Source organism: Usitatibacter palustris (assembly GCF_013003985.1).
Taxonomy (GTDB): Bacteria; Pseudomonadota; Gammaproteobacteria; order Burkholderiales; family Usitatibacteraceae; genus Usitatibacter; species Usitatibacter palustris.
Window position 1 is genome coordinate 2,697,207 of sequence record NZ_CP053073.1, and the last position, 24,013, is coordinate 2,721,219.

Genomic DNA, 24,013 nt, shown 5'->3' on the forward strand with positions numbered 1-24,013 from the left:
TGCCGCAATGCAGCATAGTGTAATGTATCCGCCATGCCCCAGGACCAACGCGCGAACACCGCGCCTTTGCGGCCCCTTTTTCCGGCCATCGAACCCTATGCGACCGGCGTCCTCGAACTCGACGCGCCGCACCGCATGTACTACGAGCAATCGGGCAATCCGAAGGGCATTCCGGTCGTATTTCTGCATGGCGGTCCAGGCGCCGGGGCAAGCCCCGTCCATCGCCAGTTCTTCGACCCCGCGGCGTACCGCATCGTGGTCTTCGACCAGCGCGGCGCCGGCCGCTCGACCCCGCACGGCTGCCTCGAGAACAACACCACGCCGCACCTGGTCGCGGACATGGAGAAGCTCCGCAAGCACCTGGGCATCGAGCGCTGGCTGGTTTTCGGCGGTTCGTGGGGCTCCACGCTCGCCCTGGCTTACGCCGAACACCATGCCGACCGCTGCACGGGGCTGATCCTTCGCGGCATCTTCCTATGCCGCAAGAGCGAGATCGAGTTCTTCCTGTACGGGATCAAGAATTTCTTCCCCGAGGTCTGGCACACCTTCGCCGAGCGCATTCCCGAGGCCGAGCGCGGCGACCTTCTCAAGGCGTACTACTCGCGCTTGACCGATCCGGACCCCGCGGTAAGCCTGCCGGCCGCGCGCGCTTGGAGCGTTTACGAAGCGTCGTGCTCCACGCTGCTCCCGAATCCGTCGCTGGTCGCGGACTTCGGCGCCGATCGCGTGGCCTACGGGCTCTCGCGCATCGAAGCGCACTACTTCAAGCACGAGATCTTCCTGCCCGAGAATTTCCTGCTCGACAACATCGACCGCATCCGCAAGATTCCCGCGGTGATCGTGCAGGGACGCTACGACATCGTGTGCCCGCTGGTCTCGGCCGACGACCTGCATCGCGCCTGGCCGGAAGCAGGCTACGAGATCGTCGCGGATGCGGGCCACTCGGCTTTCGAGCCGGGCATCCGCTCGCGCCTGGTCGCCGCCACTGAAGCGTTCAAGGCACGTCTCGCGTAAATGCTTCGCCTGCTGGTGCTGGCCGGGGTTGTGTTGCTCGCATTCGCGCCGCCCTTCTTCACCGGTGGTGCGTGCACTGCGCAGTTCGATCGCGAAAGTGCCCGGCTCGAGTCCGACCGCAAGCTCCTGGCCTCGCCGGAATTGGCCGCACTCCACCTGCGCGAGCGCAAGATCCCCAACGCCACGCTGTCAGAGGATCAATGCCGGCGCGCGAAGCCGCGCAACCTGGCGTCCTGCCCTCCGGGACCGCTGCTGATCGCGAAGGTGCCGGTGGAGAATCTCGTGTGCCGGCTTTATCGCGATGAGGAGATTCGCGTCCAGTTGCACTACGATGAGCGCAATCGCCTCACCCGCATCGTGACCGAGATGAACCCGTTCAAGTCCCTGCCGATTCCCTTCACCCAGGCCGTGCTGCATTGGGGCCGATGAGAACCACCATGAAAAAGACCGCCCTCCTCCTGCCGTTCCTCGCCGCATTCACGCCCGCCGCGTTCGCCGACGACGCGGGCCTGCTTCGTTGCCGCGCCATCACCGAATCGGCCTCGCGCCTCGCCTGCTACGACGCGCTCGCCGCCGGCGTGACGCCGCCCAAGGCGGCCGTCACCCCCGAGAACTTCGGGTTGCAGCCCAAGCCCGCGCCCAAGCCGGCTCCGCCTCCGCCGCCGGCGCCCGTGCCGCCGCAAGCCAAGGCCGCACCGACGTTGCCGGCCACCACGCCCGAAACGTTCGGACTGCAGCCCAAGCCCGCGCCGGAAGAGACGACCTCGATCACCAGCTACATCCCCGGCCGCTTCGAAGGCTGGAAGGGCAATCGCGCGCTCACGCTGGCCAACGGCCAGGTGTGGCAGGTGGCCGACGACTCACGCGTCTTGATGGACAAGGTCGATCCCAAGGTCACGATCAGCCGCGGCGCCATGGGCGCGTTCTACCTCGAGATCGAGGGCCGCAACGGCATGACGCGCGTACGGCGCGTGCAGTAATCCACGCGATGCTCACGCGCGAACCCGGGGCAAGGCTGCGTCCCTGGGTGCGCACGCTGTGGGCGACGGAGGCTGCGGATTCGATTCCCGGAGCGGCCACGCGCGAGCGCGTGCTGCCCACCGCGGAAATGCATCTCGTCATTCGCGTTTCGGATACACCGCTGCGCATCTTCGACGGTATCGACGACGAGGTCGGCCACTCGACCAGCGCGGGTGTGCTCGGTGGCATCCGCGCGCAAGCGCATCTGCGCGACGTCTCGCAGCCGGTGAGCGCCGTGGGCGCGATGCTTCGGCCCGGCGCGTGCGAAGCGCTGTTCGCCGTGCCCGCCGACGAACTCACGGGCCGTCACACGCCGCTCGATGCGCTGTGGGGTAGCGCATTCGCGCCGTTTCGCGCGCAGCTCCAGGATGCGCAAGGGCTCGCGGAGCGGCTTGATGTCTTCGAACGCCTGCTCGCGCAGCGGCTCCCACGCATTCGCGGCTTGCATCCGGCGGTGGCCCACGCGCTGGAGCGCTTCGCGTTCGCGCCGCGCGTGACGGAGGTCGTCAAGGAGACGGGCTACAGCCACCGGCGCTTCATCGCATTGTTTCGTCGCACCGTGGGCGTCGCGCCGAAGGATCATCTGCGGCTGCAGCGTTTCCAGCGCGTGCTCGAGCAACTCAAGAATGATCCGGGCATCGCCTGGGCGGACCTCGCGCAGGCCGCGGGCTACAGCGACCAGCCGCATTTCAATCGCGAGTTCCGCGAGTTCGCGGGCATCACGCCCGAAGGCTGGCGCGCCGCCCGCCCGGAACACCCTCACCACGTGCCGGTCAATTCCCTTCAAGACGCACCGCGGCGCGCCCGCTAGATTGGCGGCGTTCCCCCAACGCGGAGAAGACCATGAAGATCCACGAAGTGTTCGCCTACCTGTGCGTGAAGGATGCCGCGCGCGCGATCGAGTTCTACGAGAAGGCGTTCGGCGTGAAGGAGAAGTTCCGGCTCACGGAGCCCAGCGGCCGCATCGGCCACGCGGAGCTCGATTTCGGCAGCGCCACGATCATGCTCTCGGACGAATATCCGGAGTACGGCATCCTCGGGCCGCAGGGGCCGGTGCCGGTGACGATTCACTTGCACGTGGATGACGCCGATGCGGCGGTGGCTCGCGCGGTGGCAGCAGGCGCGAAGCTCGAGCGGCCGGTGTCGGATGCGTTCTACGGCGAACGCGGAGGCAGCATCCACGACCCGTTCGGCCATCGCTGGCTCATCGGCCACAGCATCGAGGAAGTGACGCCGGAGGAAATGCAGCGGCGCTACGACGAAATGATGAAGGCCTGACTAGCGCAGCGCCATCAGCGACGTGACGTCGTTCAGGTAGGAGCGGAGTTTCTTCTGCACGTTGCCGCGCTGCTCGGGCGTGAGGGTCGCGGCAAGCACCACCACCATCTCGATGATCTGGTCCTCGCGCTCCTTCATCTTCACGGTGTATTGCGGATCGCGCCACGAGTCCGGCTCGACCAGCAGGCGGTCGAGGCTCGCGACCATCTCCGGCTTGGCGGGCCTGGCGCGCACGAGCTTCACCAGCAACTCCTGGCGCGTGCGTCGGTCGGCCAGCCGCATCTCCGCGACATCCGGGATGAAGTGCACGCGGCCGGTGACGAGGTCGCGTTGATCGCTGGAAAGGCGGCCCGTGTAGGTCTCGATCTGCTCGATCATCTTCTTCGCGCGCTTTTCGGTGCGCTCGGGGGGCGCGGGCTTCACCGTCTCGCGCGCGATCTTCACGCTCTCGTCGGTGTAGCGCTTCTCGAAGTGGGCGACCTGCTCGGCATCGAGCTGCGCCAGCAGATCGGCGATGTCGGGAAGGATCTTCTCCATCGTCCGCTTGAAGTACTTGCGCAGGCCATCGGAGACGAAACGCGCGTCGGTCGCCGTGAAGGTCCGTTCGGTGCGCGCAAGCGTGTCGCGCAGGAAACGCTCGTACTCGGGCAGCTCCTGCTGGCGGTGCCACGCGATCGCCTTGCCCAGCCGCTCGCGGACCCAATCTTCCTGGGGCGAGTTGAGGTCGAGGTAGTCGTCGACCAGGTACGTCACCATGAAGCCCGCGTTGTTGTACGCGACCTTCGTGAGGCTGCACGCAGCGAGCGCCAGGACGAGGGCGGCGAGGGCGAGGTACTTGAGGGGTCTCATCTGCAAGAGTGTGGGGCCGGTTGTCGGGGTCGCCAATAGGAGAGCACCGACACGGGGAGGTTCCCGCAGCCGCGTTACCACGGTATTTGTTTGCGGTCCCGGAAGAACTGGCCTGTAGGACCATTGGAAGGCAGCATGCACAGCCAAACGGCCGTTTCCGCGCCTTCCTCCACCGAACGGGGCGCGTCCTCGCCGCCCATGTCGGTCTTCACCCAACCCGGGCTCATCGAATTCACGAGGATCCCGGTGCCCGCGACCTCGGCGGCCAGGGTGCAGGTAAGCGCGTTGAGCGCGGCCTTCGAGACGCGATAGGCGGCGCTGCCCTCGCCCATGCGATGCATCTGGCCCAGGCCGCTCGAGATGTTCACGATCCGCCCCGTACGCACGCTTTTCATCAGCGGCACGACTTCGCGGCACATGCGCACGGCGCCGAAGAGGTTGGTCTCGAAGGTCTCGCGCCACATGGAGGTCGGCGTATCGACGATCTTGGCGTCGGTCGCTTCGGGGTACACCCCGGCGTTGTTCACCAGGATCCGGGGCGCGCCGTGGTTCTTGTCCACGGCCTCGACGAAGCGGCGAACGCTTTTGGTGTCGTTGACATCCAGCGGATAGCACACGGCGGCGTTCGAACGCCGGCCGCGGATCTCCTCGATCGCCTCGTTGCCCTTGGCCTGGTCGCGTGCACCGATGACGACGAAGACATCTTCCTTCATCAGCTGGCGTGCGATTTCGCGTCCCAGACCCCGGTTGCCCCCCGTGACGATTGCGATCTTCTTGGCTGCCATTGAGCCTCCTTTTCGGCGCTATCATAGCCGCAGAAGGCCTGTCCCCCTACCGAACCCCATGCCCAAGTTGCTTCGCGCCGTGCGCCTCGACGATTCCGACGAGCACATCTTCGCCGGATGCGGGGCCGCCAAGGATGGCGAGTGGGTCGTCACCGGCGGCTACGCGGTCTGTGATTTCGCCAACGCGCCGCGCTGCAATCCCGTTTGCCACTGCCAGGCGTCGTTCGTCGCCCTCTCCTCGCGCGCGCGTTGCTCCATCGCCGAAGTGGTCGATGTTCCCGACACCGCGATCGACGAGCAGATCGAAGCGCTCGCCTGGCATCTCGTGAAGGACTGGAAGGCGCCCTCGTACGAAATCGCACGCAGTGTCGCGGAGGAAGAGGTGCTTCACACCGCCGATGTGTGCTCGACGCTGTCGCCGGAGGTGTGGATCACCGTGAAACGCACGCCCGGCGACGATGGCGAAGCCGTGGACGAGCAGTACGCCGTGTACGACCGGCTCATGGTCGGCGCGCACAAGCTCTAGGGAGAACGACGTGGACGACCTCAATCGCGACAACGACGCGCAACGCACGCTCGAGCAGAAGGCCCTGCACAACGTGCGCGGCCTCGTCGACAAGCTCGAAGCCTCCGACCGCGCCGAACGCAAGCTGCAGAAGCAGATCCTCGTGGTTTTCGCGGTGCTGCTCGCGGTGTTCGCGAGCCTCTGGGCCGCGGGAATCTTTCCGTCGAAGAAGTCGGGCGAAACGGTCGAGATCGTGATCGCCCCCAAGCCGCAGGGGAAATGAACCGATGCTGAAGATCTGGGGCCGGACGTCCTCGGTCAATGTGCAGAAGGTCGTGTGGTGCTGCGATGAGCTGGGCATTGCCTACGCGCGCACGGATGCCGGCGGAACGTTCGGCATCGTCAACACGCCCGAGTACCGCGCGCTCAATCCCAACGGCCTCGTTCCGGTGATCGAGGACGATGGCTTCGTGCTCTACGAATCGAACGCGATCGTTCGCTACCTCGCCGCGAAGCAGGACACGCCGCTGTGGCCGCGCGAAGCGAAGGCCCGCGCCGACGTGGACCGCTGGATGGAGTGGCAGTCGACCGGCTTCACGCCCGCGATGGGCCCGGCCTTCCTCGGCCTGGTGCGCACGCCGCCGGAAAAGCGCGACGCCGCGGCCATTGAATCGTCGCGCGCGAAATCAGAAACGTTTTCGGCGGTGCTCGATGCGCATCTCGCCAACCGCACGTTCGTGACAGGCGACACGTTCACCACGGCCGACATCGTCATCGGCTGCGCGGTGCATCGCTGGCTGGGCCTGCCCCTCGAGCGCACGGTGCGCCCGAACCTCGAGCGCTACTACCGTGCGCTTTGCGCGCGCCCGGCTGCGAAAGGCGTCGTCTCCCTGCCGGTCAACTGAACCGGGACTTTCCGCACGCGCAGCAACCGCGCGAGCGCGACGAGGTGCGCGGTCGCCGCCACCGGGACGACGAAAAGCCCCACCAGCACGAGCGGGAAGCGAGCGAGCGCGGGCAGGAACGAGCCCTCGACCAGCCCGGCCGAAAGCATCGCGCTCAGCGCGATGAGCACGTCGGCTTCGATCACGAACGAGAAGAGCGCGCGCGGCGAAACGGCCTCGAGCCAGGCACGCACGCCGCGGTCGAGCCACGCGGTCGCCGTGGCAAAGACGAATGCGAACAGCGCGATGCCGCCGAGTTCTTCAGGCGAGAAGCGCGAGAAGGCGCCGGAGAGGCCGGCGGCGGCGATGCCGAGCCCCCAGAGCGACAGAGCGAGGCCCAGCGTGCGGGGTGTGTTTTCGGGCGTGCGGGTGCGGGGCATGAGCGTCTCCCTGGCAGCGTGAATCAGATCAAAGGGGCGGGAACGGAGAACTCGGACTTCTCTCCGGATCCGGGCGGCGTGGCGAAGCGCACTTCATCGCGCAGGAAATCGATCGTGTCGCGCACGACATCGGGATCGCGAAGGATCGCGCGATGGCCCAGGCCTTCGGTGCGAACGAGCCGCGCGTCCTTCCAGGCCCGCGCGATCGCAAGGCCGCTCGAGAACGCCACTTCGCGATCGCCACCGTCATGGATCACGAGTGCCGGCGCAGCAATCCCTTCAACGGAACCGGGCAGTTCGAAATCACGCCACGCCATGCCAAAGCGACCTTCCACGCGCTGCTGCATCTCGCGTCGCAGGCGCTCGGGCAATCCGACGAAGCGCGCGAAGTAACCGGAATAGCGCTCCACCGAGCTCGGCGGCGCGATCAGCACCACGCGCAGGTTCGCGCGGCCCGAACGCTTGAGCCACGCACCGATGGCGGCGGCGCCGAGGGAGTGACCGACGATCCCGGCCACCGCGACGCCCTTCGCATCCAGGTCGGCCACCACGGCCTCGAGGTCGCGAATGAAGTGCACCAGCGAGGCTTCATCGCCTTCGCTGTAGCCGTGCGCGGCGTGGTCGAACGCGATCACCTGGTAGCCCGCCTCGACGAGCTTCGGGACGAACTGGCGGAACTGGGCGCCGCGTCCTCCCCAGCCGTGCGAGACCACGACCGCCGGTCGATCGGCCGCGCCGAAGCGCCAGGCCGCGAGCCGGGCGAAGGTCGAGGTCACCGTGAAGCCCTGCCCCGTGGCCAGCACCTCGCGTTCGCGAGCCGTGTGCTCGTGGCGCGGTGGCGTGAGGAACAGGCGCTGCGCCTTGACCACCGCGCGGCTCGGCGCGAGCGCCGAGGCCACCGAAACTTGCAGGCGCGTGAAGGCCAGTGACATTGCGTTACGAACGTTCGTGCTATTTGGCAGCGTGAGGCGAGCGTGCATGGCGGTACTCCTGGGACTCAGCGGCTTGCGGCCGCGGGGACGGGGGATTTCGGATCGGCCGCGCGCGCCGAATCGATGATGCGGTCGAAGGCCGCAACGGCGCGCGTGTGGGCCACGTCGTGGCCCATGACCGTGGTGCAACGGAAGAAGGCGAGGATGGTGCCCATCAGCTCGAAGGCGACCAGGTGCGGGTCGGTTCCCGGTGCCAGCTCGCCCGTGTCGATGGCGAGCTGCACGGTCTTGGAGAGCTCGCGCTCGAGCAGCTTCTGGCGATCGATGACCGCATCGCGCATCGGGCCGGGCCGGTGGTCGTATTCCTGGGTGGCCGAGTCGATCGGGCAGCCGCCCGGGAGGCTCGCGCGCTTGGTCCATTCGACCCAGCCTTCGAAGAGCGCACGCAGGCGCTTGATCCCCCGCGGGGCCTTCAGCGCCGGCAGGAAGACTTCTTCCGTGAAACGGCGCGCGGCTTCGTCGAGTGCGGCGATCTGCAGGTCATGCTTGGAGCCGAAGTGCGCGAACAGGCCGCTCTTCGACAGGCCCGTGCGCTCGGCGAGCGAACCAATGGTGAGCGACTCGAACCCGCTCTCGCTCGCCATGTGCACGGCGGCATCGAGAATCAGGGCGCGGGTCTCTTCCCCCTTGGTTTGCTTGTAGGCGCTCGGTGTCATGGGCCGCAGAATAGTACGATCGTTCTTATCCTGTCAAGCCCCGAAATGCACGATCCGTTGAAACGTCACGAGCATCCCGGCGGTTGCCCCCCAGATGTACCGCGGCCCATACGGCATGGCCCAGTAATGGCGGGTACGGCCCTTGTAAAAGGCGCTTTCGTACTGGTGGTTGCGGGCGTCCAGGAGAAATTCCAGTGGAACTTCAAAGACTTCCGCGACTTCCTCGGGATCCGGGCGGTAAGTGAGCGGCGGCTCAACCCAGCCTACGATGGGGGTCACCTTGAACCCGGTGGCGGTGTGGTAGTCGGGGAGCCGGCCCAGGATCTCGACCCGGTCGGGGGGCAGGCCCACCTCCTCCTCGGCTTCCCGCAGGGCGGTGGCCTCGGGGCTGTCGTCGCCATCCTGGTAGCGCCCGCCCGGGAAGCTGATCTGGCCGGCATGAGCATTGAGGTGGGCCGTGCGCTGGGTAAAGAGGACGGATTGGCCCTTCTCGTGCGCCACTACTAATAGAAGGACGGCCGCCGGGACCAGGGCCCCGGGGCCATCGAGCTTCTGCTTCTCGAGGTCGTCGGCGGTGAGCAACTCCGCGAGCGGCGGATGCGAAGCAAGGCGGCTGCGAATCTCGTCGCGGGTCACGGGCCGAGTATAAGATGCCCCGGCGATGATCCTCTACGACTACTTCCGCTCTTCCGCCGCGTATCGCGTGCGCATCGCGCTGAGCCTGAAGGGCCTCGCCCCCGAGAGGCGCTTCGTCCACTTGCGCAAGGGCGAGCAGCGCGCCGCGCAGTTCCTCGACGTGAATCCCCAGGGGCTGGTGCCCGCGCTGGTCGACGGATCGCAGGTCTTCACGCAATCGCTCGCGATCATCGAATACCTCGACGAGACGCACCCGCAGCCACCGCTTCTCCCCGCGAGCCCGGGCGATCGCGCATGGGTGCGCTCGGTGGCGCAAGCCATCGCCTGCGACATCCATCCGATCGACAACCTGCGCGTGCTCATTCACTTGAAGGACGCGTTCGGCGCCGACCAGGCCGCACGCGACGAGTGGTATCGCCACTGGATCCGCGAGGGATTCAACGCGATCGAGCGCCAGCTCGTGGCGCGCGCCACCGGCCCCTGCTGCTTCGGCGCCACGCCCACGCTCGCTGACGTCTTCCTCATCCCGCAGGTGGCCAATGCCGCCCGCATGGACATGACGCTGGACCCCTGGCCGCGCATCCGCGCGATCAACGACCACTGCACCGCCCTGCCCGCCTTCGCCGCCGCCCATCCGACCCGCCAGCCCGACGCCGAACCCTAGAAAAAGGGGACAGTCCCCTTTATGGAAAAGGGGACTGTCCCCTTTTTCCTGGAACTTTCCGGAGGCCTGGGGGCAATAGGGGAAACAGGATGCGTCGACAATGCCCCCCAGGAACATGCAACCCGAACTGACCCTGCTGGCGAAGATGAAGCAGGGCGACGAAGAAGCCTTCGTGGCCCTCTACCGCCAGCACAAGGACGCGGTCTACCGGTTCGCCCTGCTGCTCACGGGCTCGCATCACCTCGCGTCCGACGTGACGCAGGAAACCTTCATGCATTTCCTCTCGCGTCCGGGCCAGTACGATCCGGGGCGCGGGACCATCGCCGCGTGGCTGTGCGGCGTGGCGCGCAACATGGCGCGCAAGGACGCGCGCAGCCGCGAGGATGCGACCGATCCCGAAGAGCTCGAGGGCGAAGGCTACGCGGCGCACCTGCTCGCCGACAACGTGACGCCGCTCGATCGCATCCTCAAGGATGAAACCGCGGAGCTCGTGCGGCGCGCCGTCGCCGCCATCGCGCCGCACTACCGCGACGTGCTGATCCTGTGCGAGCTCTCCGAGCTCAGCTACGCGGAAGCCGCGCAAGTCTGTGGCATCGACATCGGCACCGTGCGCTCGCGGCTTTCGCGGGCGCGCGCGCAACTCGCCGATCGCCTGGGGCGCCTCGGAGTCCTCACGACTTCGGCGCCCGCGAAGGAGGCAGTGCAATGAATACGTCCGTCCCGAACCCGCTGCAGGAAGTTTTCGTCACCTCGCGCCTGGATACGCTGAAGGGCGAGCTGCTGGCGATGCATGCGCCCGATGCGATCGAGGCGAAGCTCGTCGCCGCGTTCCGTTCGCAGCGCGCCAAGGCCGCGCGCCCGCGCCTGTGGTGGATGCCGCCGCTGGCGCTGGCCGCCACCGTGGCCCTCGTGAGCTGGATGGTGATGGTGCCGATCGCCGTGGTCGCGCCCGTGGCCGTGAACGATCCCACGCCGGCGCTGCTTGCCATCGATGGCGATCCCGAACCTTTCCTCGCACTGCGGCCGCTCGAGCGCATCGCGCTTGAACCGGGTGCGACGGTCGTCACCACCGAATTTCCGCGCGCGCTGTTGGCCGACTGGGGTCTGCCCGTCTCCCCCGAGCGGGCTGGCGAACCGGTGCGCGCGGAAATGCTGTATTCCGCGCAGGGCGAGCCACTCGCCGTGCGCCTGATCCATTGACCTGAATTGCATCGACGTGAATCGAAAGGAATGCCCATGAAAAAGATCATCGTGGCCCTGATGGCCGCCGGCGCCATCACCCCCGCCTTCGCCGACGACGAACCGGTCATCGTGCTGAAGGACCTGACCCTGAAGCTCGCCGACGCGAGCGCGCACGCCGAAGCCTGGGGCCGCTGGGCCGAGGACTTCTCCGCGCAGATGGATTCGGCGATGGGCTCGATGTTCGCGCACCGCGTGGGCTCCTCGAAGGCGGTGAAGGGCGCGCCCTACAGCGCCGAGGTCGTCACGGAAACGAACCAGCATCTCGCCGACGGCAACGTGATCACCAAGAAGTCCACGAGCCTCGTCTATCGCGACGGCGAAGGCCGCACGCGCCAGGAAGCGGTGCGCGCCGGGAAGGAAAGCACGGTGTACATCACCGACCCGGTCGCCGGCTCCTCGATCATCCTTTCGCCCGACAAGAAGCGCGCGACCGTTTCTCCGCGCACCTACCAGTTCGTCTCCGACAAGCAGGTGCAGCGGGTGCGCGTCGGCACCACCGACGTGAAGATCGAAAACGGCAAGGTCTTCCTCGACGGCAACGAAGTGCCCGGCGGCAAGATCGAGCTGAAGAGCAAGTCCGGCAAGAACGTGAAGATCGAGAACGGCAAGATCTGGGTCGACGGCAAGGAGCTCGTGGCCGACGGCAAGGTCTACATCCGCAACGTCGAGTCCGTCGTGGGTGCCGACGGCACGCGCCGAGAGGAAGTGCGTGTGCAAGTGGTGCGCAGCAGCGACGGCCGGGAGATGATCGCGCCCGTGGCACCGATCGCGCCGGTGCCCCCCGTTTCGCCGATGGCTGGCGTCGCGCCGCCCGTGCCTCCCGTGCCGCCCATTCCCCCGCTGCCCGGGATGGGCTGGGACACCGCACGTCTCGGCAAGGGCGTGACGACCTCGCTCGGCGCCAAGGACTTCGAGGGCGTGAAGGCCGAGGGCAAGAGCACGCTGTGGACCATCCCCGCCGGCGAGATCGGCAACCGCAACCCGATCAGCGTCGTCTCGGAGACGTGGTATTCGCCCGATCTCAAGGTCACGGTGTACTCGCGCTACAGCGATCCGCGCCAGGGCGAGAGCATCTACCGGCTCGTGAACCTGAAGCGCGCCGAGCCCGCGGCGACCCTCTTCAAGCCGCCGGAAGGCTACGAGATCCGCGGCAAAGGCAGGGATCGCCCGCCCCAGAGCTAGCACCGCCTATAATCGGGGGGTTCTCAACGAAGGAGCGTCCCCGATGGGCCGAGGCGACAAACGCAGTTTCAAGGGCAAGACATTCAAGGGCAGTTTCGGCAAGACCCGGTTGCGCAAGAAGCGCCGCACCGCCGGCGCGGTCAAGAAGAAGGCCTAGAAGCGAGATCCCGGCTCCGCGAGGAAGGCAGTCTCCTCCGGAGTCGAGGCGCGCCCCAGGGCGGCATTGCGGTGCGGGAAACGCCCGAAGCGGCGGATCACCACGCGATGCTTCTCCGCCCACTGCACGAGGCCGCGCGTTTCCGGATAGTTCTCCAGCTCCGCGAACAGCGCGACGGCGCGATCCTGCGCGGTCATGTCCTCGGCATGCTCGAGCGGCAGGTAGACGAACATCCGCTCGACCGGCGCGCATTCGAGGTGCCAGTTCTTCCCGATCATCGATTCGGCGATCGCGCGCGCCCGTGCGTCCTGCGCGAACGCGCGGGCATCGTCGCGATACAGGTTCCGCGAGAACTGGTCGAGCACGATGAGCAGCGCCAATGCGCTCTCGCGCGCGCCCTCCCATTGCGTGAGGCCACCGCGCGCGGCTTCCTCATGCAGCTCGCCGAAGCGAACGCGGATCTGCCCGTCGAAGAACGCGTCCTTGCGGAACCACTCGGGGCGCGTTGCGTGCCCGGTGAACCAGAACTGCAGGACCTCGCGGTAGTCGGCAGCCACGCGGGATCAGTCGTGCGCGCCCTGCCCGGAGCTGCGCGGCGCGGCGTTGACGCGGCGTGAAGCCTCGCCGCCGGCCACGCGCTTCTTGCCCTGGGGCGGGCGAACCGCCGGAGGGCGGCGCCAGATCTGGCGGAAGGCGGTGAGCTTCTCGCCCCACGTCATGCGCTCGCTCGAGAGGGCCTCCATGAAGGTCGCGAGCCGCCGCGAGATGAGCACGGTGATCCCCGTGAGCAGGATCGCCGGGATGAACACCAGCATGAAGATGCCCGTCTTCTCCCACGCCGTGTAGCTCGCGTGGTCGTAGAGGTTCATGCCGAGGAACCCCGTGGCCACCATCCCCACCATGCCGCACGCGGAAACGACCGTCAGCCGTTGCGCGTTGTCCGAGGTGCGTCGCATGCGCTCGGCGTCGAGGTACTGGTTGATGTCCTGCGCTTCCTCGCGCACTTCCGAATAGAGGCGATCGCTTCCCAGCTCGTGCGACCAGCGCTGGAACATGTCCGCCGCAAGCACCTGGTTGGAGATTTCGTGGAACCAGTAGCGGTGGTTGAAGCGCAGGAAGAGCTCGAGCGCTTCGCGCACGTTGGTCTTGAATATGCGCGCGCTGTCGTAGTCTCCGACCCGCAGGCGCTCGACCGCGATCGAGAAGCGGTTCGAGAGGTTGAGCAGCGCGGCCTTGTGGAAATTGGCGATCAGGCCGATCTGGAAGAACTGGTGGCGGAAGTTGCTCAGCAAATCGGTGCGATCGTCGCGGTACTTGGTGACCATCGCATAGGCCACGCCGCAGAACATGTAGCGCGTGTTCATGCCGCTCGTGGGATCGTCCTCGTCCCAGTAGCGGTCGTAGCAGTGGCGCGCCTCGAAGTCGGAAAGGAAGCGGCGTGAATAGGGAAGCGTCTGCGATTCACCCCACTTCGCCGCGAAGCCGATGCGCGCGAAATCCCCGAGGGTGAGCGCGCGCGGGTTGTCGAACGAGAGGTAGGACATGATCGGGATGCGCTTGTTCTCGATCTGGTAGTACTGGATCGGCCCGCCGCCGAGGTAGGCCGGCATCATCGGCTTCAGCAGGTACTCCCAATGCAGCGACAACGGCGTCTGCTTGATGTCGCGCACCAGCGAGAGGTACTTGTCGCGGTCGCCGTAGTCGGACGCGGCGATCAACTCGCCCTTCGCGTCGAAGAATTCCACCTGATGGGTGCAGTGCGCGGCCTGGTCGGGCGTCTCCCACTTCGGCGGATACGGCCGGCCGAAGCGATCCATGGTCTCGATGGCGAGGTCGAGCGGCAGGTCGTGCGCGACGATCTCGAGGGCGAGCAGCGTGATATCCACGTCGTAGAAGAACACCAGGCGAAGGCGCGTGACGTCGAACTCGACGGGCGGGCTTTCGGGATCGAGCCGCACGCGGATCTTCGCGATGTCGTCGCGCTTGAAGATCCTCAGGCTCGACGGCGTGAAGGCATCAGCCTCGCCGAAGCCGTAGAGGAAGCGCTGCACGTACGGCAGGAAGTAGACGAACTCCTCGTAGCCGATGCCGCACGAGTCGTCATCGACCAGCAGGTTATCGGCGACGGGCTTCCACGGACCGGGATGCGCCGCGAGCACGTCCCAGTGCGGGGGGCTGCGGCGCGGAAGGCGGCGAAGTTGCAGCGGCCACAATAGGACGTGGCGGAACTCGCGGACGATCTTCGATGATTCACTCATGCCCGCCGTTTTACCACGAACTAGGCTTTGCGCAGCCTTAATGCGTTCGTGACCACCGAGACCGAGCTCAGGCTCATGGCGGCCGCGGCGAACAGCGGCGAGAGCAGCCAGCCGAACGCCGGATAAAGGACGCCCGCGGCGACCGGTACGCCGAGGGCGTTATAGACGAGCGCGAAGAGGAGGTTCTGCTTCATGTTCGCGACCGTGGCCTCCGAGAGTTCGCGGGCCCGCGCGATCCCGCGCAGGTCGCCCTTCACGAGCGTCACCTTGCCGCTCGCCATCGCGACATCGGTGCCGGTACCCATCGCGATGCCCACGTCGGCTGCGGCGAGCGCGGGCGCGTCATTGATTCCGTCGCCGGCCATTGCCACGCGCCGCCCTTCCCGCTTGAGCCGCGCAACGAGGTCGAGCTTGTCCTGCGGCCGCACTTCGCCATGGACCTCGTCGAGCCCCAGCTTCGCGGCCACGGCCCGGGCGGTGGTCAGCCCGTCGCCGCTCGCCATGACGATGCGAATGCCCGCGGCCCGCAACATGCGGATCGCCTCCGGCGTGGACTCCTTGATCGGGTCGGCCACGGCAACCAGCCCCGCGAGGCGACCATCGATCGCGAGGAACATCACGCTCGCCCCCTCGGTGCGGCGCGCCTCCGCCTCTGCCGACAGGGGCGCGGCATCGGCGCCGACCTGGCCCATGAGCACGGTGTTGCCCAGTGCCAGCGTGCGACCCTCGACGCGCCCGCGCACGCCGATGCCGGTGCCCGATTCGAAGTCGGTTGCCGGCGATAGGGCCAGTCCCCTGCGACGCGCCTCCGCGACGATTGCCGCGGCCAGCGGATGTTCGCTGGCCACGTCCAGGCTCGCGGCGAGGCGCAGCACCTCGTCTCCGGAGAATCCGTCGTGAGCGTGCACGCCCTGGAACGCGGGCTTGCCGACCGTCAGCGTCCCGGTCTTGTCGACGATGAGGGTGTCGATCGTGCGCAGCGTCTCGATCGCCTCCGCGTCATGGAAGAGCACGCCGCTCGTGGCGCCGCGGCCGGTGGCGACCATGATCGACATGGGCGTGGCGAGGCCGAGCGCACACGGACAGGCGATGATGAGTACGGCCACCGCATTGAGCATCGCGTAGACCCAGCGCGGCTCGGGACCTGCGAGGCCCCACACGAGAAACGTCGCCACGGCGATGGCCAGCACCGCGAGCACGAACCAGTAGGACACGGCGTCGGCCATCCGCTGCATCGGCGCCCGCGAGCGCTGCGCCTGGGCGACCATCTGCACGATCTGCGCGAGCACCGTCTGCGAGCCGACGCGATCGGCGCGAATGACCAGGCTGCCTGCGCCGTTGATCGAGGCGCCGATCACGCGCGCACCCGCCGCCTTCTCGACGGGCACGCTCTCACCGGTGATCATCGATTCGTCCACGCTCGAGCGGCCCTCGAGCACGAGGCCATCGACCGGCACCTTCTCTCCCGGCCGCACGCGCAGCCGGTTTCCGACATGCACGTGCGAGAGCTCGATGTCCTCTTCCGTACCATCGTCCTTCAGGCGCCTCGCCGTCTTCGGCGCGAGGCCCAGGAGCGCGCGGATGGCCGCCGACGTTTGCGAGCGGGCCCGCAACTCGAGCAGCTGGCCCATCAACGTGAGCGAAACGATCACCACCGCGGCCTCGAAATACACGCCGACGCGCCCGTGCGCCTCGAACCCCGCGGGAAATGCATTCGGTGCGACCGTAGCCGCGACGCTGTAGAGATAGGATGCCGCGACACCGATCCCGATCAGCGTCCACATGTTGTAGTGGCCCGTGCGGATCGAAGCGATGCATCGCTCGAAGAACGGCCACGCGGCCCATACGACGACCGGTGTCGCGAGCACGAGCTCGGTCCACGTGCGAACCGCGACGGGAATGCCGGGCAGCAGCTGGTGTCCGAACATCGCGAGGATCACGACGATCGCGGTGAGCGGCAGCGTCCACCAGAACCGGCGCGAGAAATCGACGAGCTCCGGGTTGGGGCCTTCCTCGAGCGTGGGCATCTCGGGCTCGAGCGCCATGCCGCACTTGGGGCAGGTGCCTGGCCCCTGCTGGCGCACTTCCGGATGCATCGGGCAGGTGTAGGTTGCCGCGGCCTCGACGGGCGATGGCGGTTGCGGCGCCTCTTTCTTCGCGAGGTACTTCGCAGGATCGGCGCGGAATTTCTCGACACACCGCGGATTGCAGAAGTAGTAGTCCACCTCGTCATGCCGCAGGTGACGCGCGGGATTCGGCGCGACCTTCATCCCGCACACAGGATCGGTGTGGGTTTTTTCCGATGGCATCGCGGGGCCACCGGGCTGGTGGTGATGCCCGGCGTGGCCCGGATTCACTTCTCGGCCTCCTTCGGAGGATCGACCGCGACCGCCGCGGCGGGCACCGTTGCCGGCGCGGGAACCACGGGCGGCGGGGGCGGAGCCGGCGGTTGAAAGTCCGGGTGCCCAAATTGCCAGAGGAGGAATGAATAGATGTCGGCGAGCTCTTCTTCAGCCTGGCGCCGCGTGGTGCCGATGCCGTGTCCCGCGTCGTTCTCCACGCGCAGGAGCACCGGCTTGCCGCTGGTCGTTGCCGCCTGCAGCCGCGCGGCCATCTTGCCCGGCTGCCACGCGTCCACGCGTGGGTCGTTCATTCCCGTCGTCAGCAGCACCGCGGGATACGGCGTGCCGTCCTTCACCTGGTGATAGGACGACATCACGCGCAGTGCCTCGAACCCTTCACGCGTCGCGATCGAGCCGAACTCTGGCACGTTGGCCGGACCGTTGGCCGAGAACTCGAAACGCAGCATGTCCATCACCGCAACGCGCGGGACCACCGCCGCGAAGAGCTCGGGTCGGCGAACGAGCGCGCCGCCGGTGGGAATGCCGCCGGCACTCGTGCCCTGGATCGCGATGCGCTTGGGGCTCGTGAAGCCATACTTCGAGATGAACTCCGCGGCGGAGATGAAGTCGCGAATCGTGTTTTCCTTCGTGCCCTTGCGGCCCGCCAGGTGCCACGACTCGCCGTACTCGCCGCCGCCGCGCACGTGCGCGACCGCGATGATGCCGCCGCGCTCGAGCCAGGCGAGCCGCGCCGGATCGAACGTGGGCAGGAACGACGTGCCGTACGAGCCGTAGGCCATCAGGATCAGCGGATTGTCCGCGGTGAGCATCGTCGTCTTGCGATAGACGAGCGTCACCGGGATCTTCGTGCCGTCGTGGCCGGGCGCGTAGAGGCGCACTTCGTCCATCTCGGAGAAATCGGCGACCGGCGGCGGCTGCAGCTTCGTATTCTTGAGGTCGCCCGAGCGTGCGTCGACTTCCAGCACCACGGGCGCTTCGATCCAGCTCTGCAGCCGAATGACCGCACCCGCGCGCCGCGGATGCGCGATGAGCTGCGCGATGTGGTTATCGAACGGCGTCTTCACGAACTCGGGCTTCTTCATCCCGAGCAGTCCAATGGGCACGCGCTCGAGGCGATCGACGCCACCGACCATGCTGCGCAGGTAGAGCGCGTCCTGCGCGAGCGCGATCGACTGGATCACCGCATCGCCCTCGGGAACGACGACCCGTGCCTTGGCGAGGACCGTGGCCCCGGCCTTCATGCCGAGCACGCGATAGCGCGGCGCGCCGTTGTGCGTGAGCAGGAAGACGTCATCGCGCCACGCTTCGATCGCCGTCACGCCGTCGTCATGGGCGACGATCTTCGTCCAGCGCGGCTTGCCCGCGGCGAGGTCGTGAACGTCGGTCATGTGCACGGCGATCTCGCGTCGCACGCCATCGCGAACCACCGCGTAAGCGTGGCGTCCCTCGGCGGGAATGACGATCGACGGCCGCGCCTGGGCGGGCACATCGCGCGCGCCGCCCACGCCGGAGGCGAAGACGATCTCATCTTGCGCGACGTCGCGTCCGAGCATGTGCCGGTAGAGGCGCACGTTCGTATAGCGCTTCCGCGCCGCGTCTTCCTCGGGAACGCGCGCATAGAAGAACTGGCGGCCGTCGGGATGCCAACCGATATTCGGATTGAAGCGCGTGCGGTCGATGACGACCGGCAGGTCCTTGCCCGTGCCGGCATCGAGCACGCGCAGCACGGCGTTTTCCGACCCGCCCCGCGAGACGCCGTAGGCGACGTGGCGGCCGTCGGGTGCCACGGAGAAATAGTCGATCGCGCCCTTCGCATTGCCTTCGCTGAAGCGCGCCGGATCGAGGAGCACGCGTTCGGCGCCTGAGAAACCCTCGCGCATGCAAAGCACGGGGCTCGCCAGGCCCGGGCCTGCCTTCAGGTAGAAGACGCGCGTGCCCGCGAGACTCACGCGGGTGATGCTCGTGTTGAATTCGGACAAGCTGCGGATGCGTTCGAGCAGCGCCGTGCGCCCCGGAAGCTTGTCGAGGAGTGCCCGCGTATGCGCCGCCTGGTCGCGGAAGAACGCCTGCGACTCGGCCGATTGCACGTCCTCGAGCCAGCGATAGGGATCGACGACTTCGACGCCGTGGTGCGTTTCCCGCACTTCGAGCGGACGCACGATCGGCGACGGCGCGGTCGACTGCACCGGGTCGTCGAAAGGCCCGGCGTGAACCGGGAAGGTGAGCGCCGCCGCGACGAGCGCGGCGGTGATGTTCGCGATGAGTTTCATGGCCCCGAGATGTTGAACTGCAGCGCCGCGAGCCGGGCATAGAGCCCGTTGTCGTTGACGAGAGACGCGTGCGTCCCCGTCGCCACCGCGTGACCGTGGTCCATGACCACGATGCGATGCGCCGATTGTACCGTGGCCAGTCGGTGCGCGATGATCAGCGTGGTGCGCCCGCGCATCAGCCGCTCGAGGGCGAGCTGCACCGCCTTCTCGCTCTCGGCGTCGAGCGCGCTCGTGGCCTCGTCGAGGAGCAGCACCGCGCGGTCGGCAAGGATCGCGCGCGCAATGGCCACGCGCTGGCGCTGGCCACCGGAAAGTTTTACACCGCGCTCGCCCAGCCCCGATTGCAGCCCGCCGGGAAGACGCTCGACGAAGTCGAGCGCGTACGCCGCCTCGAGCGCGGCCCGCACTTCGTCGTCGCTCGCCCCGGGCCGGCCGTAGCGCACGTTCTCCGCGACGCTCGTCGCGAAGATCACCGGATCCTGCGAGACGATCGCGATCCGGCTGCGGAGCTCGCGCGGATCGACCTCGCGCGCGTCCACGCCGTCGATCATCACGCGTCCCGAAGACGGATCGTAGAAGCGCAGGAGAAGCTGGAAGACCGTGGTCTTGCCCGCGCCCGAAGGCCCGACAAGTGCCACGACCTCGCCCGGTTCGATCGCGAGCGACAAATGCTCGATCGCCTTCGCATCGGGGCGCGACGGATACGAAAAGCTCACGTCCTCGAGGGCCACGCGTCCGAGCGGCGGCTGCGGCAGGTGGCGCGGCTGCGCGGGCGCAACGATTGACGAGCGTGTCGCGAGGAGCTCGAGCAAGCGCTCGGAAGCGCCCGCGGCGCGGAGGATCTCGCCGTACACCTCGGCCAGAACGAACGTGGCGTTCGCGACGATCACCGCATAGAAGATGAAGGCCGTGAGGCTGCCCGAGGTGAGCTGCCCGTCGAAGACATCGTGCGCGCCGACCCAGAGCAGCAGGCCCACCGCGCCGAAGGCGAGCACGATCACGGCCGAGATGAGCAATGCGAGATAGCCCGAGCGCTCGATGGATGTCTGGAAGACCCTTTCGACGAGCGCCGTGAAGCCGCCGACTTCCGCCTCCTCGTGCGCGTAGGCCTGCACGGTGCGGATCTCGTGGATCGTCTCGTCCACGTGGCTCGTCACGTCGGCCACGCGGTCCTGCACCGCGCGCGAGAGCTTGCGAAGCCGGATGCCGATGAGCCCGATGGGCAGCAGCACGACCGGCATGCACGCGAGGGCGAGCACCGAGAGCTTCACGCTGGTCACGAAAAGCATCACCACGCAGCCGAGCAGCGTCACGAGCATCCGCAACGCATACAGGAACGTGCCGCCCATCACCGCCTCGACGAGCGTGACGTCGTTGGTCACGCGCGAGGCGACCTCACCGGTGCGGGTCTCTTCATAGAACGCGGGCGAAAGGGTCACGAGGTGTTCGTAGACCTTGCGGCGCAAGTCCGCGGTGAAGCGCGCGCCCACCCAGTAGACGTTGTAGACGCGGATCCACGTCACGACGCCCAGGAACACGATCAGCGCGGCGAGCATCGCGAGCGCCCGGTCGAGGAACGCTTCGCCGCCGCGCACGAAGCCCTCGTCGATCACGAACTTGAGGCCCTGGCCCATCACCAGGACCATCGCCGCGGAAATCAGGATCGCGACGACCGCGACCGCGATGCGCCGCCGATATGGGAGGAGGAGCCGGAAGAGCGGCGCGAGCCGCCACACCGCCACGGGCGGCTTAGCCGCCGCGGCGGATGCTGGGCTTGGCGACGGTGCCCGAGACCACGAAGGCACCGCGATCCTGCGCGACGTTCGAGCGGATCTCCAGCGAGACACGGCCCGACAGACCGCTCTTCGGGTCGATGTCCACGTTGCCGTTGCCGCGAAGCACGCCCCCGAGGAGCGCGATCGAGCGGAACGACGTGCGGTGCTCGGCCGTGCCGAACTCGCCCGTCATCTCCGCGAACTTGGTCACGCCGGCGCGCTGGCCCGCCGCGTCCGACTGCATCACGGCGACGAGGTCCACGTTGCTGATCGAACCCTCGGCGAGCTTGAACTTGCCCTGCGCGCGCGTGTTGGAGAAGAGCGTGTCGAGCGACGGGCCCTCGGCGGCGATGCTGAAATTGCCGTCGAGCTTGCCCGTGACCGAGATCTCCTTGGTGAGCGGGCTCACGAGCTGCTCGGCGCGCACCTTCAGGAGGGAGAGGTCCGAGTCGAGCTTGACGCCGTTGGTCCAGTTGACGCGCAAGGTGCCGTTGACCTTGCCTTCCATCGTGTCCGCCTCGAACTCCGGCACGACGAGCTCCTTGCTCGTGAGCGAGCCCTTGAGCTTCACCTCGCTCACGGGAATCGGCGCGCCGGCCGGGAGCTCCCAGAAGCGCGCGTAGAAATCGACTTCCAGGGCCTTGTCGATGGGCTTCAGGCCCAGCGTCCATTTGCCGCCGCCACCCGTGATGAATGCCGAGCGCAGGGCGCCTTCCTTGTTGAACGTGAGGGTGGCGTCGAACACATCGAGCGCGGGCTTCACTTCCATCTTCACGCCCTTGAGCTTGATCGAGCCGACCTCGGCGGCCGCGGCCTTGCCCTCGACATCGCCCCACTTGAGGATGCGGCGCACGGCTTCCTCGGTGAGCGTCACGCCCTCGAGCTCGATCGAACTGATGAGCAACTTGTCGCCGCCGAGCAGCGCGTTGATGTCGAGATACACGCGCCCATGCGTGGACTTCGCGTCGAAGGCCTTGCCCACGGCCATGCCCTCGATCTTCAGGTGCGGCGAGGGAATCAGCGAGAACTTGAGCGAGGAAATCTGCACGTCGTCGTGCAGCCAGCCGCCCAGGCCCTTCTCGATCTTGGTGGCGTACGCCCGCAGCGGAATCACGTGGAGGGCGGCGACGCCGACCACGACGATGATCAGCAGGCCCCAGAAAGCGGTCTTGAGGAAATTCCCGCGGCGGCGCGGACGGCGGCGAACGGGCGAGGCTTCAGGGGCATCCTCGTCGCGTTCGACCTTCGTGCGCAGGACGTCGGCGATTTCCTTCGCCTTGCGGGCCTGCTCGGCGCGCAGGCGGTCGTCCTCGTCGCGCTCGGCCTGGGCCTTGGCGGTCATGTAGGCCTTGGCCTGCGCCTTGCCTTCGATCTCGGCGCGCTTGCTCATGTCGCCTTCGATCTCGGCCTGCACCTTCGCGCGCGTGTCTTCCTCGATCGTCTCGCGGGCACGCGACTCGACCTTCGCGCGCATCTCCGCTTCCTCGCGGGCACGGCGCTCGGTATCGATCCGGGCGGCGAGCTCCTTTTCGCGGCGCTCGCTCTCCTCGGCTTCCACCATCGCGCGCGCTTCGGCTTCGATCTTCGCGCGGCGCTCGACCTCGAGGCGCTTCGCGGCTTCCTCGCGTTCGCGTCCGGCGGCTTCCGCATCCTCGCGGGCCCGCGCTTCGGCGCGGCGCAGGCGATCGGCTTCGGCTTCGGACTTGATGCGCGACTCGTCGGCGGCGCGGCGCAGGCGGTCGGCCTCCGCTTCGGCCCGCGCGCGGGCTTCGGATTCCTGGCGAGCACGCGCTTCGGCGTCGGCGGCGCGCTTCGCTTCCATGTCGGCGCGATCGCGCTGCTGTTTTTCGGCGACGACGCGCGCGGCCATCTCGGCCTGCTGGAGCTGCTGGCGCTCTTCCTGGAGGCGCTCCTCGAGCTCAGCCCTGGCCGCGAGCTTGGCCTCGGCCATGATCTGCGTCTGCATCTCGGCACGCGCTTCGGCGGCAATCTCGTTGCGCAGCAGCGCCTCCATCTCGGAGCGGATGCGCGCTTCGATCTCGTCCTTGAGGCGGGCCTTGAGTTCCTTCTCGGCGCCGGCGGCTTCGACCGCCTGCTTCTTCGCGGCCGCTTCAGCTTCGGCACGCGCCTTGGCGAGCGCCGCGGCCTCGGCTTCGGCCTTCGCGCGGGCTTCCGCGAGCGCCTTCGCTTCGGCTTCGGCCTTCGCGCGCAGCTCGCCCAGCCTGCGGCCCTCGGCCTCTTCCTTCGCCTTCTGTTCGGCGGTGAGCTTTTCCTTGTGCGCGGCGATCGCGGCGTTGCGCAAGGCTTCCTCGCGCACCTGCTGTTCCACCTGCGCTTTCGCCTTCTCGGACGCTTCCTTCGCCTTGCGCGCCTGTTCCATCGCGCGCTGCTCGGCTTCGGCCTTGGCGCGCGCATCGGCTTCGAGCTTCGCGCGCGATTCGGCTTCCGCCTTCGCCTTCGCACGCGCAGCGATCTGCGCCTGCTCCATGTTCTTCTTCTGGTTGTCGCGCGCGTCCTGCTGGCGGGCGAGCTCGCTGATGTCGCCGGCCGCGGAAGCCACCACGCGCTGCGTCGAGGCCGGGAGCTTGCCCGGCGCCGTGAAATCGAAATCGTCGCCTTCGCTGGCGAACGGATCAGACTCTTCCTTGCGCGTCTCGAAGACGCGCGAGAAGCCATCCTTGATGAGGGTATTGAGGGCCTTCTCCAGGACGGGCTTGTCCAGGTCGGCCTTCTCCATGATCTGCTCGAAATTCGACTTGCCGTCGATGAGCTTGAGGACCTTCATCAGGTCCTTGGAAAGCGAGGCCGACTTCTGGTTGACCTGCGTGATGCCCTTCGCGGTCTTGGTGAAAACGGTCTTCCGATCCATCGATTCCCCGCGTATTTTTTCTTCCCCGGAGATGGGGCTTCGGCCAGCCAGTAATTTCTTCCTAATAATGGCATGAATTCAGGATGTTGGAAAAGGCGAGGAACCCCTTTGTCGTCCCATTGCCTGACTTGCGCGTTAGGTGTGCAGGTTTATCGTGTCCCGATCCATGAAAGG

25 protein-coding genes are annotated in these 24,013 nt (G+C 67.4%); 13 read left to right on the forward strand and 12 right to left on the reverse strand.

The window, feature by feature from the left end; genetic code table 11:
- Positions 1 to 33 precede the first annotated feature (33 nt).
- From pip to DSM104440_RS13165, 5 genes are read left to right on the forward strand one after another with little or no spacing between them, the layout of a single operon-like run.
- Complete coding sequence (gene pip / locus DSM104440_RS13145) at positions 34 to 1,014, forward strand: prolyl aminopeptidase (protein WP_171163356.1); 981 nt, start codon at positions 34 to 36, stop codon at positions 1,012 to 1,014.
- The gene (locus DSM104440_RS13150) at positions 1,015 to 1,443 is read left to right on the forward strand and encodes a hypothetical protein (protein WP_171163358.1); all 429 of its coding nucleotides are present in this window, start codon (positions 1,015 to 1,017) and stop codon (positions 1,441 to 1,443) included.
- Between the two features lie 8 nt (positions 1,444 to 1,451).
- On the forward strand, positions 1,452 to 1,994 hold the full coding sequence (locus DSM104440_RS13155; protein ID WP_171163359.1) for a hypothetical protein: 543 nt from the start codon (positions 1,452 to 1,454) through the stop codon (positions 1,992 to 1,994).
- Positions 1,995 to 2,002: 8 nt separating this feature from the next.
- A complete protein-coding gene (locus DSM104440_RS13160) occupies positions 2,003 to 2,845 on the forward strand; it encodes an AraC family transcriptional regulator (protein ID WP_171163361.1) in 843 nt (280 codons plus the stop codon).
- A gap of 32 nt (positions 2,846 to 2,877) precedes the next feature.
- Complete coding sequence (locus tag DSM104440_RS13165) at positions 2,878 to 3,312, forward strand: VOC family protein (protein WP_171163363.1); 435 nt, start codon at positions 2,878 to 2,880, stop codon at positions 3,310 to 3,312.
- Here the strand turns inward: DSM104440_RS13165 and DSM104440_RS13170 are convergent, their stop codons facing one another.
- Together DSM104440_RS13170 and DSM104440_RS13175 are read right to left on the reverse strand one after the other, a co-directional pair.
- Positions 3,313 to 4,161 (reverse strand): DUF6279 family lipoprotein, encoded by an 849-nt coding sequence (locus tag DSM104440_RS13170; RefSeq protein ID WP_246212161.1) that lies wholly within the window; start codon positions 4,159 to 4,161, stop codon positions 3,313 to 3,315.
- 74 nt (positions 4,162 to 4,235) lie between these two features.
- A complete protein-coding gene (locus DSM104440_RS13175; RefSeq protein ID WP_171163367.1) occupies positions 4,236 to 4,946 on the reverse strand; it encodes an SDR family oxidoreductase in 711 nt (236 codons plus the stop codon).
- Positions 4,947 to 5,004: 58 nt separating this feature from the next.
- On the opposite strand from DSM104440_RS13175, the gene DSM104440_RS13180 reads away from it, so the two are divergent.
- Genes DSM104440_RS13180 through DSM104440_RS13190 form a run of 3 tightly spaced genes read left to right on the forward strand, consistent with a single transcriptional unit; the run spans position 5,005 to position 6,356 of the window.
- On the forward strand, positions 5,005 to 5,472 hold the full coding sequence (locus DSM104440_RS13180) for a DUF6505 family protein (RefSeq protein WP_171163369.1): 468 nt from the start codon (positions 5,005 to 5,007) through the stop codon (positions 5,470 to 5,472).
- Positions 5,473 to 5,482: 10 nt separating this feature from the next.
- A complete protein-coding gene (locus tag DSM104440_RS13185; protein ID WP_171163371.1) occupies positions 5,483 to 5,734 on the forward strand; it encodes a hypothetical protein in 252 nt (83 codons plus the stop codon).
- A 4-nt stretch (positions 5,735 to 5,738) separates the two neighbouring features.
- Positions 5,739 to 6,356 (forward strand): glutathione S-transferase family protein, encoded by a 618-nt coding sequence (locus tag DSM104440_RS13190; RefSeq protein WP_171163373.1) that lies wholly within the window; start codon positions 5,739 to 5,741, stop codon positions 6,354 to 6,356.
- On the opposite strand, the gene DSM104440_RS13195 is transcribed toward DSM104440_RS13190, so the two are convergent.
- The 4 genes from DSM104440_RS13195 to DSM104440_RS13210 form a co-directional block, all read right to left on the reverse strand.
- Positions 6,296 to 6,775 (reverse strand): hypothetical protein, encoded by a 480-nt coding sequence (locus DSM104440_RS13195; RefSeq protein ID WP_171163376.1) that lies wholly within the window; start codon positions 6,773 to 6,775, stop codon positions 6,296 to 6,298. The genes DSM104440_RS13190 and DSM104440_RS13195 overlap by 61 nt on opposite strands.
- 23 nt (positions 6,776 to 6,798) lie before the next feature.
- Positions 6,799 to 7,707 carry an alpha/beta hydrolase gene (locus tag DSM104440_RS13200; RefSeq protein ID WP_171163378.1) on the reverse strand — a complete coding sequence of 303 codons (909 nt, stop codon included), beginning with the start codon at positions 7,705 to 7,707 and terminating at the stop codon, positions 6,799 to 6,801.
- A 65-nt stretch (positions 7,708 to 7,772) separates the two neighbouring features.
- The gene (locus DSM104440_RS13205) at positions 7,773 to 8,423 is read right to left on the reverse strand and encodes a TetR/AcrR family transcriptional regulator (protein ID WP_171163380.1); all 651 of its coding nucleotides are present in this window, start codon (positions 8,421 to 8,423) and stop codon (positions 7,773 to 7,775) included.
- 33 nt (positions 8,424 to 8,456) lie between these two features.
- A complete protein-coding gene (locus DSM104440_RS13210; protein WP_212758070.1) occupies positions 8,457 to 9,059 on the reverse strand; it encodes a CoA pyrophosphatase in 603 nt (200 codons plus the stop codon).
- 25 nt (positions 9,060 to 9,084) lie between these two features.
- On the opposite strand from DSM104440_RS13210, the gene maiA reads away from it, so the two are divergent.
- The 5 genes from maiA (at position 9,085) to DSM104440_RS13235 (ending at position 12,304) form a co-directional block, all read left to right on the forward strand.
- Positions 9,085 to 9,723, forward strand: a complete 639-nt coding sequence (maiA, locus tag DSM104440_RS13215) for a maleylacetoacetate isomerase (protein ID WP_171163382.1) — start codon at positions 9,085 to 9,087, stop codon at positions 9,721 to 9,723.
- A 115-nt stretch (positions 9,724 to 9,838) separates the two neighbouring features.
- A complete protein-coding gene (locus DSM104440_RS13220) occupies positions 9,839 to 10,432 on the forward strand; it encodes an RNA polymerase sigma factor (protein WP_171163384.1) in 594 nt (197 codons plus the stop codon).
- Positions 10,429 to 10,923, forward strand: a complete 495-nt coding sequence (locus tag DSM104440_RS13225; RefSeq protein WP_171163385.1) for a hypothetical protein — start codon at positions 10,429 to 10,431, stop codon at positions 10,921 to 10,923. The genes DSM104440_RS13220 and DSM104440_RS13225 overlap by 4 nt, the downstream gene beginning before the upstream one ends.
- A 36-nt stretch (positions 10,924 to 10,959) precedes the next feature.
- Entirely contained in the window at positions 10,960 to 12,147 is a 1,188-nt protein-coding gene (locus DSM104440_RS13230; RefSeq protein WP_171163387.1) for a hypothetical protein, read from the forward strand.
- A gap of 43 nt (positions 12,148 to 12,190) precedes the next feature.
- Positions 12,191 to 12,304 carry a 30S ribosomal protein THX gene (locus DSM104440_RS13235; protein WP_171163389.1) on the forward strand — a complete coding sequence of 38 codons (114 nt, stop codon included), beginning with the start codon at positions 12,191 to 12,193 and terminating at the stop codon, positions 12,302 to 12,304.
- On the opposite strand, the gene DSM104440_RS13240 is transcribed toward DSM104440_RS13235, so the two are convergent.
- From DSM104440_RS13240 to DSM104440_RS13265, 6 genes are read right to left on the reverse strand one after another with little or no spacing between them, the layout of a single operon-like run.
- The gene (locus DSM104440_RS13240) at positions 12,301 to 12,861 is read right to left on the reverse strand and encodes a DUF924 family protein (protein WP_171163391.1); all 561 of its coding nucleotides are present in this window, start codon (positions 12,859 to 12,861) and stop codon (positions 12,301 to 12,303) included. The genes DSM104440_RS13235 and DSM104440_RS13240 overlap by 4 nt on opposite strands.
- A 6-nt stretch (positions 12,862 to 12,867) precedes the next feature.
- The gene (locus DSM104440_RS13245) at positions 12,868 to 14,562 is read right to left on the reverse strand and encodes a magnesium transporter CorA family protein (protein ID WP_171163393.1); all 1,695 of its coding nucleotides are present in this window, start codon (positions 14,560 to 14,562) and stop codon (positions 12,868 to 12,870) included.
- Between the two features lie 20 nt (positions 14,563 to 14,582).
- The gene (locus DSM104440_RS13250; RefSeq protein WP_171165959.1) at positions 14,583 to 16,871 is read right to left on the reverse strand and encodes a heavy metal translocating P-type ATPase; all 2,289 of its coding nucleotides are present in this window, start codon (positions 16,869 to 16,871) and stop codon (positions 14,583 to 14,585) included.
- A 44-nt stretch (positions 16,872 to 16,915) separates the two neighbouring features.
- Positions 16,916 to 19,195 carry a prolyl oligopeptidase family serine peptidase gene (locus tag DSM104440_RS13255; RefSeq protein ID WP_171163395.1) on the reverse strand — a complete coding sequence of 760 codons (2,280 nt, stop codon included), beginning with the start codon at positions 19,193 to 19,195 and terminating at the stop codon, positions 16,916 to 16,918.
- Positions 19,192 to 20,937 (reverse strand): ABC transporter transmembrane domain-containing protein, encoded by a 1,746-nt coding sequence (locus DSM104440_RS13260; protein WP_246211992.1) that lies wholly within the window; start codon positions 20,935 to 20,937, stop codon positions 19,192 to 19,194. Before DSM104440_RS13260 ends, DSM104440_RS13255 begins: the two co-directional genes overlap by 4 nt.
- A 7-nt stretch (positions 20,938 to 20,944) precedes the next feature.
- The gene (locus DSM104440_RS13265) at positions 20,945 to 23,839 is read right to left on the reverse strand and encodes an AsmA-like C-terminal region-containing protein (protein WP_171163397.1); all 2,895 of its coding nucleotides are present in this window, start codon (positions 23,837 to 23,839) and stop codon (positions 20,945 to 20,947) included.
- Positions 23,840 to 24,013 lie beyond the last annotated feature (174 nt).

Coding starts and splice junctions, on each gene's coding strand:
- DSM104440_RS13255 (WP_171163395.1), bottom strand. CDS start 19,195: ATGAAACTCATCGCGAACATCACCGCCGCGCTCGTCGCGGCGGCGCTC.
- DSM104440_RS13205 (WP_171163380.1), bottom strand. CDS start 8,423: ATGACACCGAGCGCCTACAAGCAAACCAAGGGGGAAGAGACCCGCGCC.
- DSM104440_RS13150 (WP_171163358.1), top strand. CDS start 1,015: ATGCTTCGCCTGCTGGTGCTGGCCGGGGTTGTGTTGCTCGCATTCGCG.
- DSM104440_RS13230 (WP_171163387.1), top strand. CDS start 10,960: ATGAAAAAGATCATCGTGGCCCTGATGGCCGCCGGCGCCATCACCCCC.
- DSM104440_RS13220 (WP_171163384.1), top strand. CDS start 9,839: ATGCAACCCGAACTGACCCTGCTGGCGAAGATGAAGCAGGGCGACGAA.
- DSM104440_RS13180 (WP_171163369.1), top strand. CDS start 5,005: ATGCCCAAGTTGCTTCGCGCCGTGCGCCTCGACGATTCCGACGAGCAC.
- maiA (WP_171163382.1), top strand. CDS start 9,085: ATGATCCTCTACGACTACTTCCGCTCTTCCGCCGCGTATCGCGTGCGC.
- DSM104440_RS13225 (WP_171163385.1), top strand. CDS start 10,429: ATGAATACGTCCGTCCCGAACCCGCTGCAGGAAGTTTTCGTCACCTCG.
- DSM104440_RS13170 (WP_246212161.1), bottom strand. CDS start 4,161: ATGAGACCCCTCAAGTACCTCGCCCTCGCCGCCCTCGTCCTGGCGCTC.
- DSM104440_RS13245 (WP_171163393.1), bottom strand. CDS start 14,562: ATGAGTGAATCATCGAAGATCGTCCGCGAGTTCCGCCACGTCCTATTG.
- DSM104440_RS13165 (WP_171163363.1), top strand. CDS start 2,878: ATGAAGATCCACGAAGTGTTCGCCTACCTGTGCGTGAAGGATGCCGCG.
- DSM104440_RS13195 (WP_171163376.1), bottom strand. CDS start 6,775: ATGCCCCGCACCCGCACGCCCGAAAACACACCCCGCACGCTGGGCCTC.
- DSM104440_RS13160 (WP_171163361.1), top strand. CDS start 2,003: ATGCTCACGCGCGAACCCGGGGCAAGGCTGCGTCCCTGGGTGCGCACG.
- DSM104440_RS13235 (WP_171163389.1), top strand. CDS start 12,191: ATGGGCCGAGGCGACAAACGCAGTTTCAAGGGCAAGACATTCAAGGGC.
- pip (WP_171163356.1), top strand. CDS start 34: ATGCCCCAGGACCAACGCGCGAACACCGCGCCTTTGCGGCCCCTTTTT.
- DSM104440_RS13175 (WP_171163367.1), bottom strand. CDS start 4,946: ATGGCAGCCAAGAAGATCGCAATCGTCACGGGGGGCAACCGGGGTCTG.
- DSM104440_RS13250 (WP_171165959.1), bottom strand. CDS start 16,871: ATGCCATCGGAAAAAACCCACACCGATCCTGTGTGCGGGATGAAGGTC.
- DSM104440_RS13190 (WP_171163373.1), top strand. CDS start 5,739: ATGCTGAAGATCTGGGGCCGGACGTCCTCGGTCAATGTGCAGAAGGTC.
- DSM104440_RS13265 (WP_171163397.1), bottom strand. CDS start 23,839: ATGGATCGGAAGACCGTTTTCACCAAGACCGCGAAGGGCATCACGCAG.
- DSM104440_RS13200 (WP_171163378.1), bottom strand. CDS start 7,707: ATGTCACTGGCCTTCACGCGCCTGCAAGTTTCGGTGGCCTCGGCGCTC.
- DSM104440_RS13155 (WP_171163359.1), top strand. CDS start 1,452: ATGAAAAAGACCGCCCTCCTCCTGCCGTTCCTCGCCGCATTCACGCCC.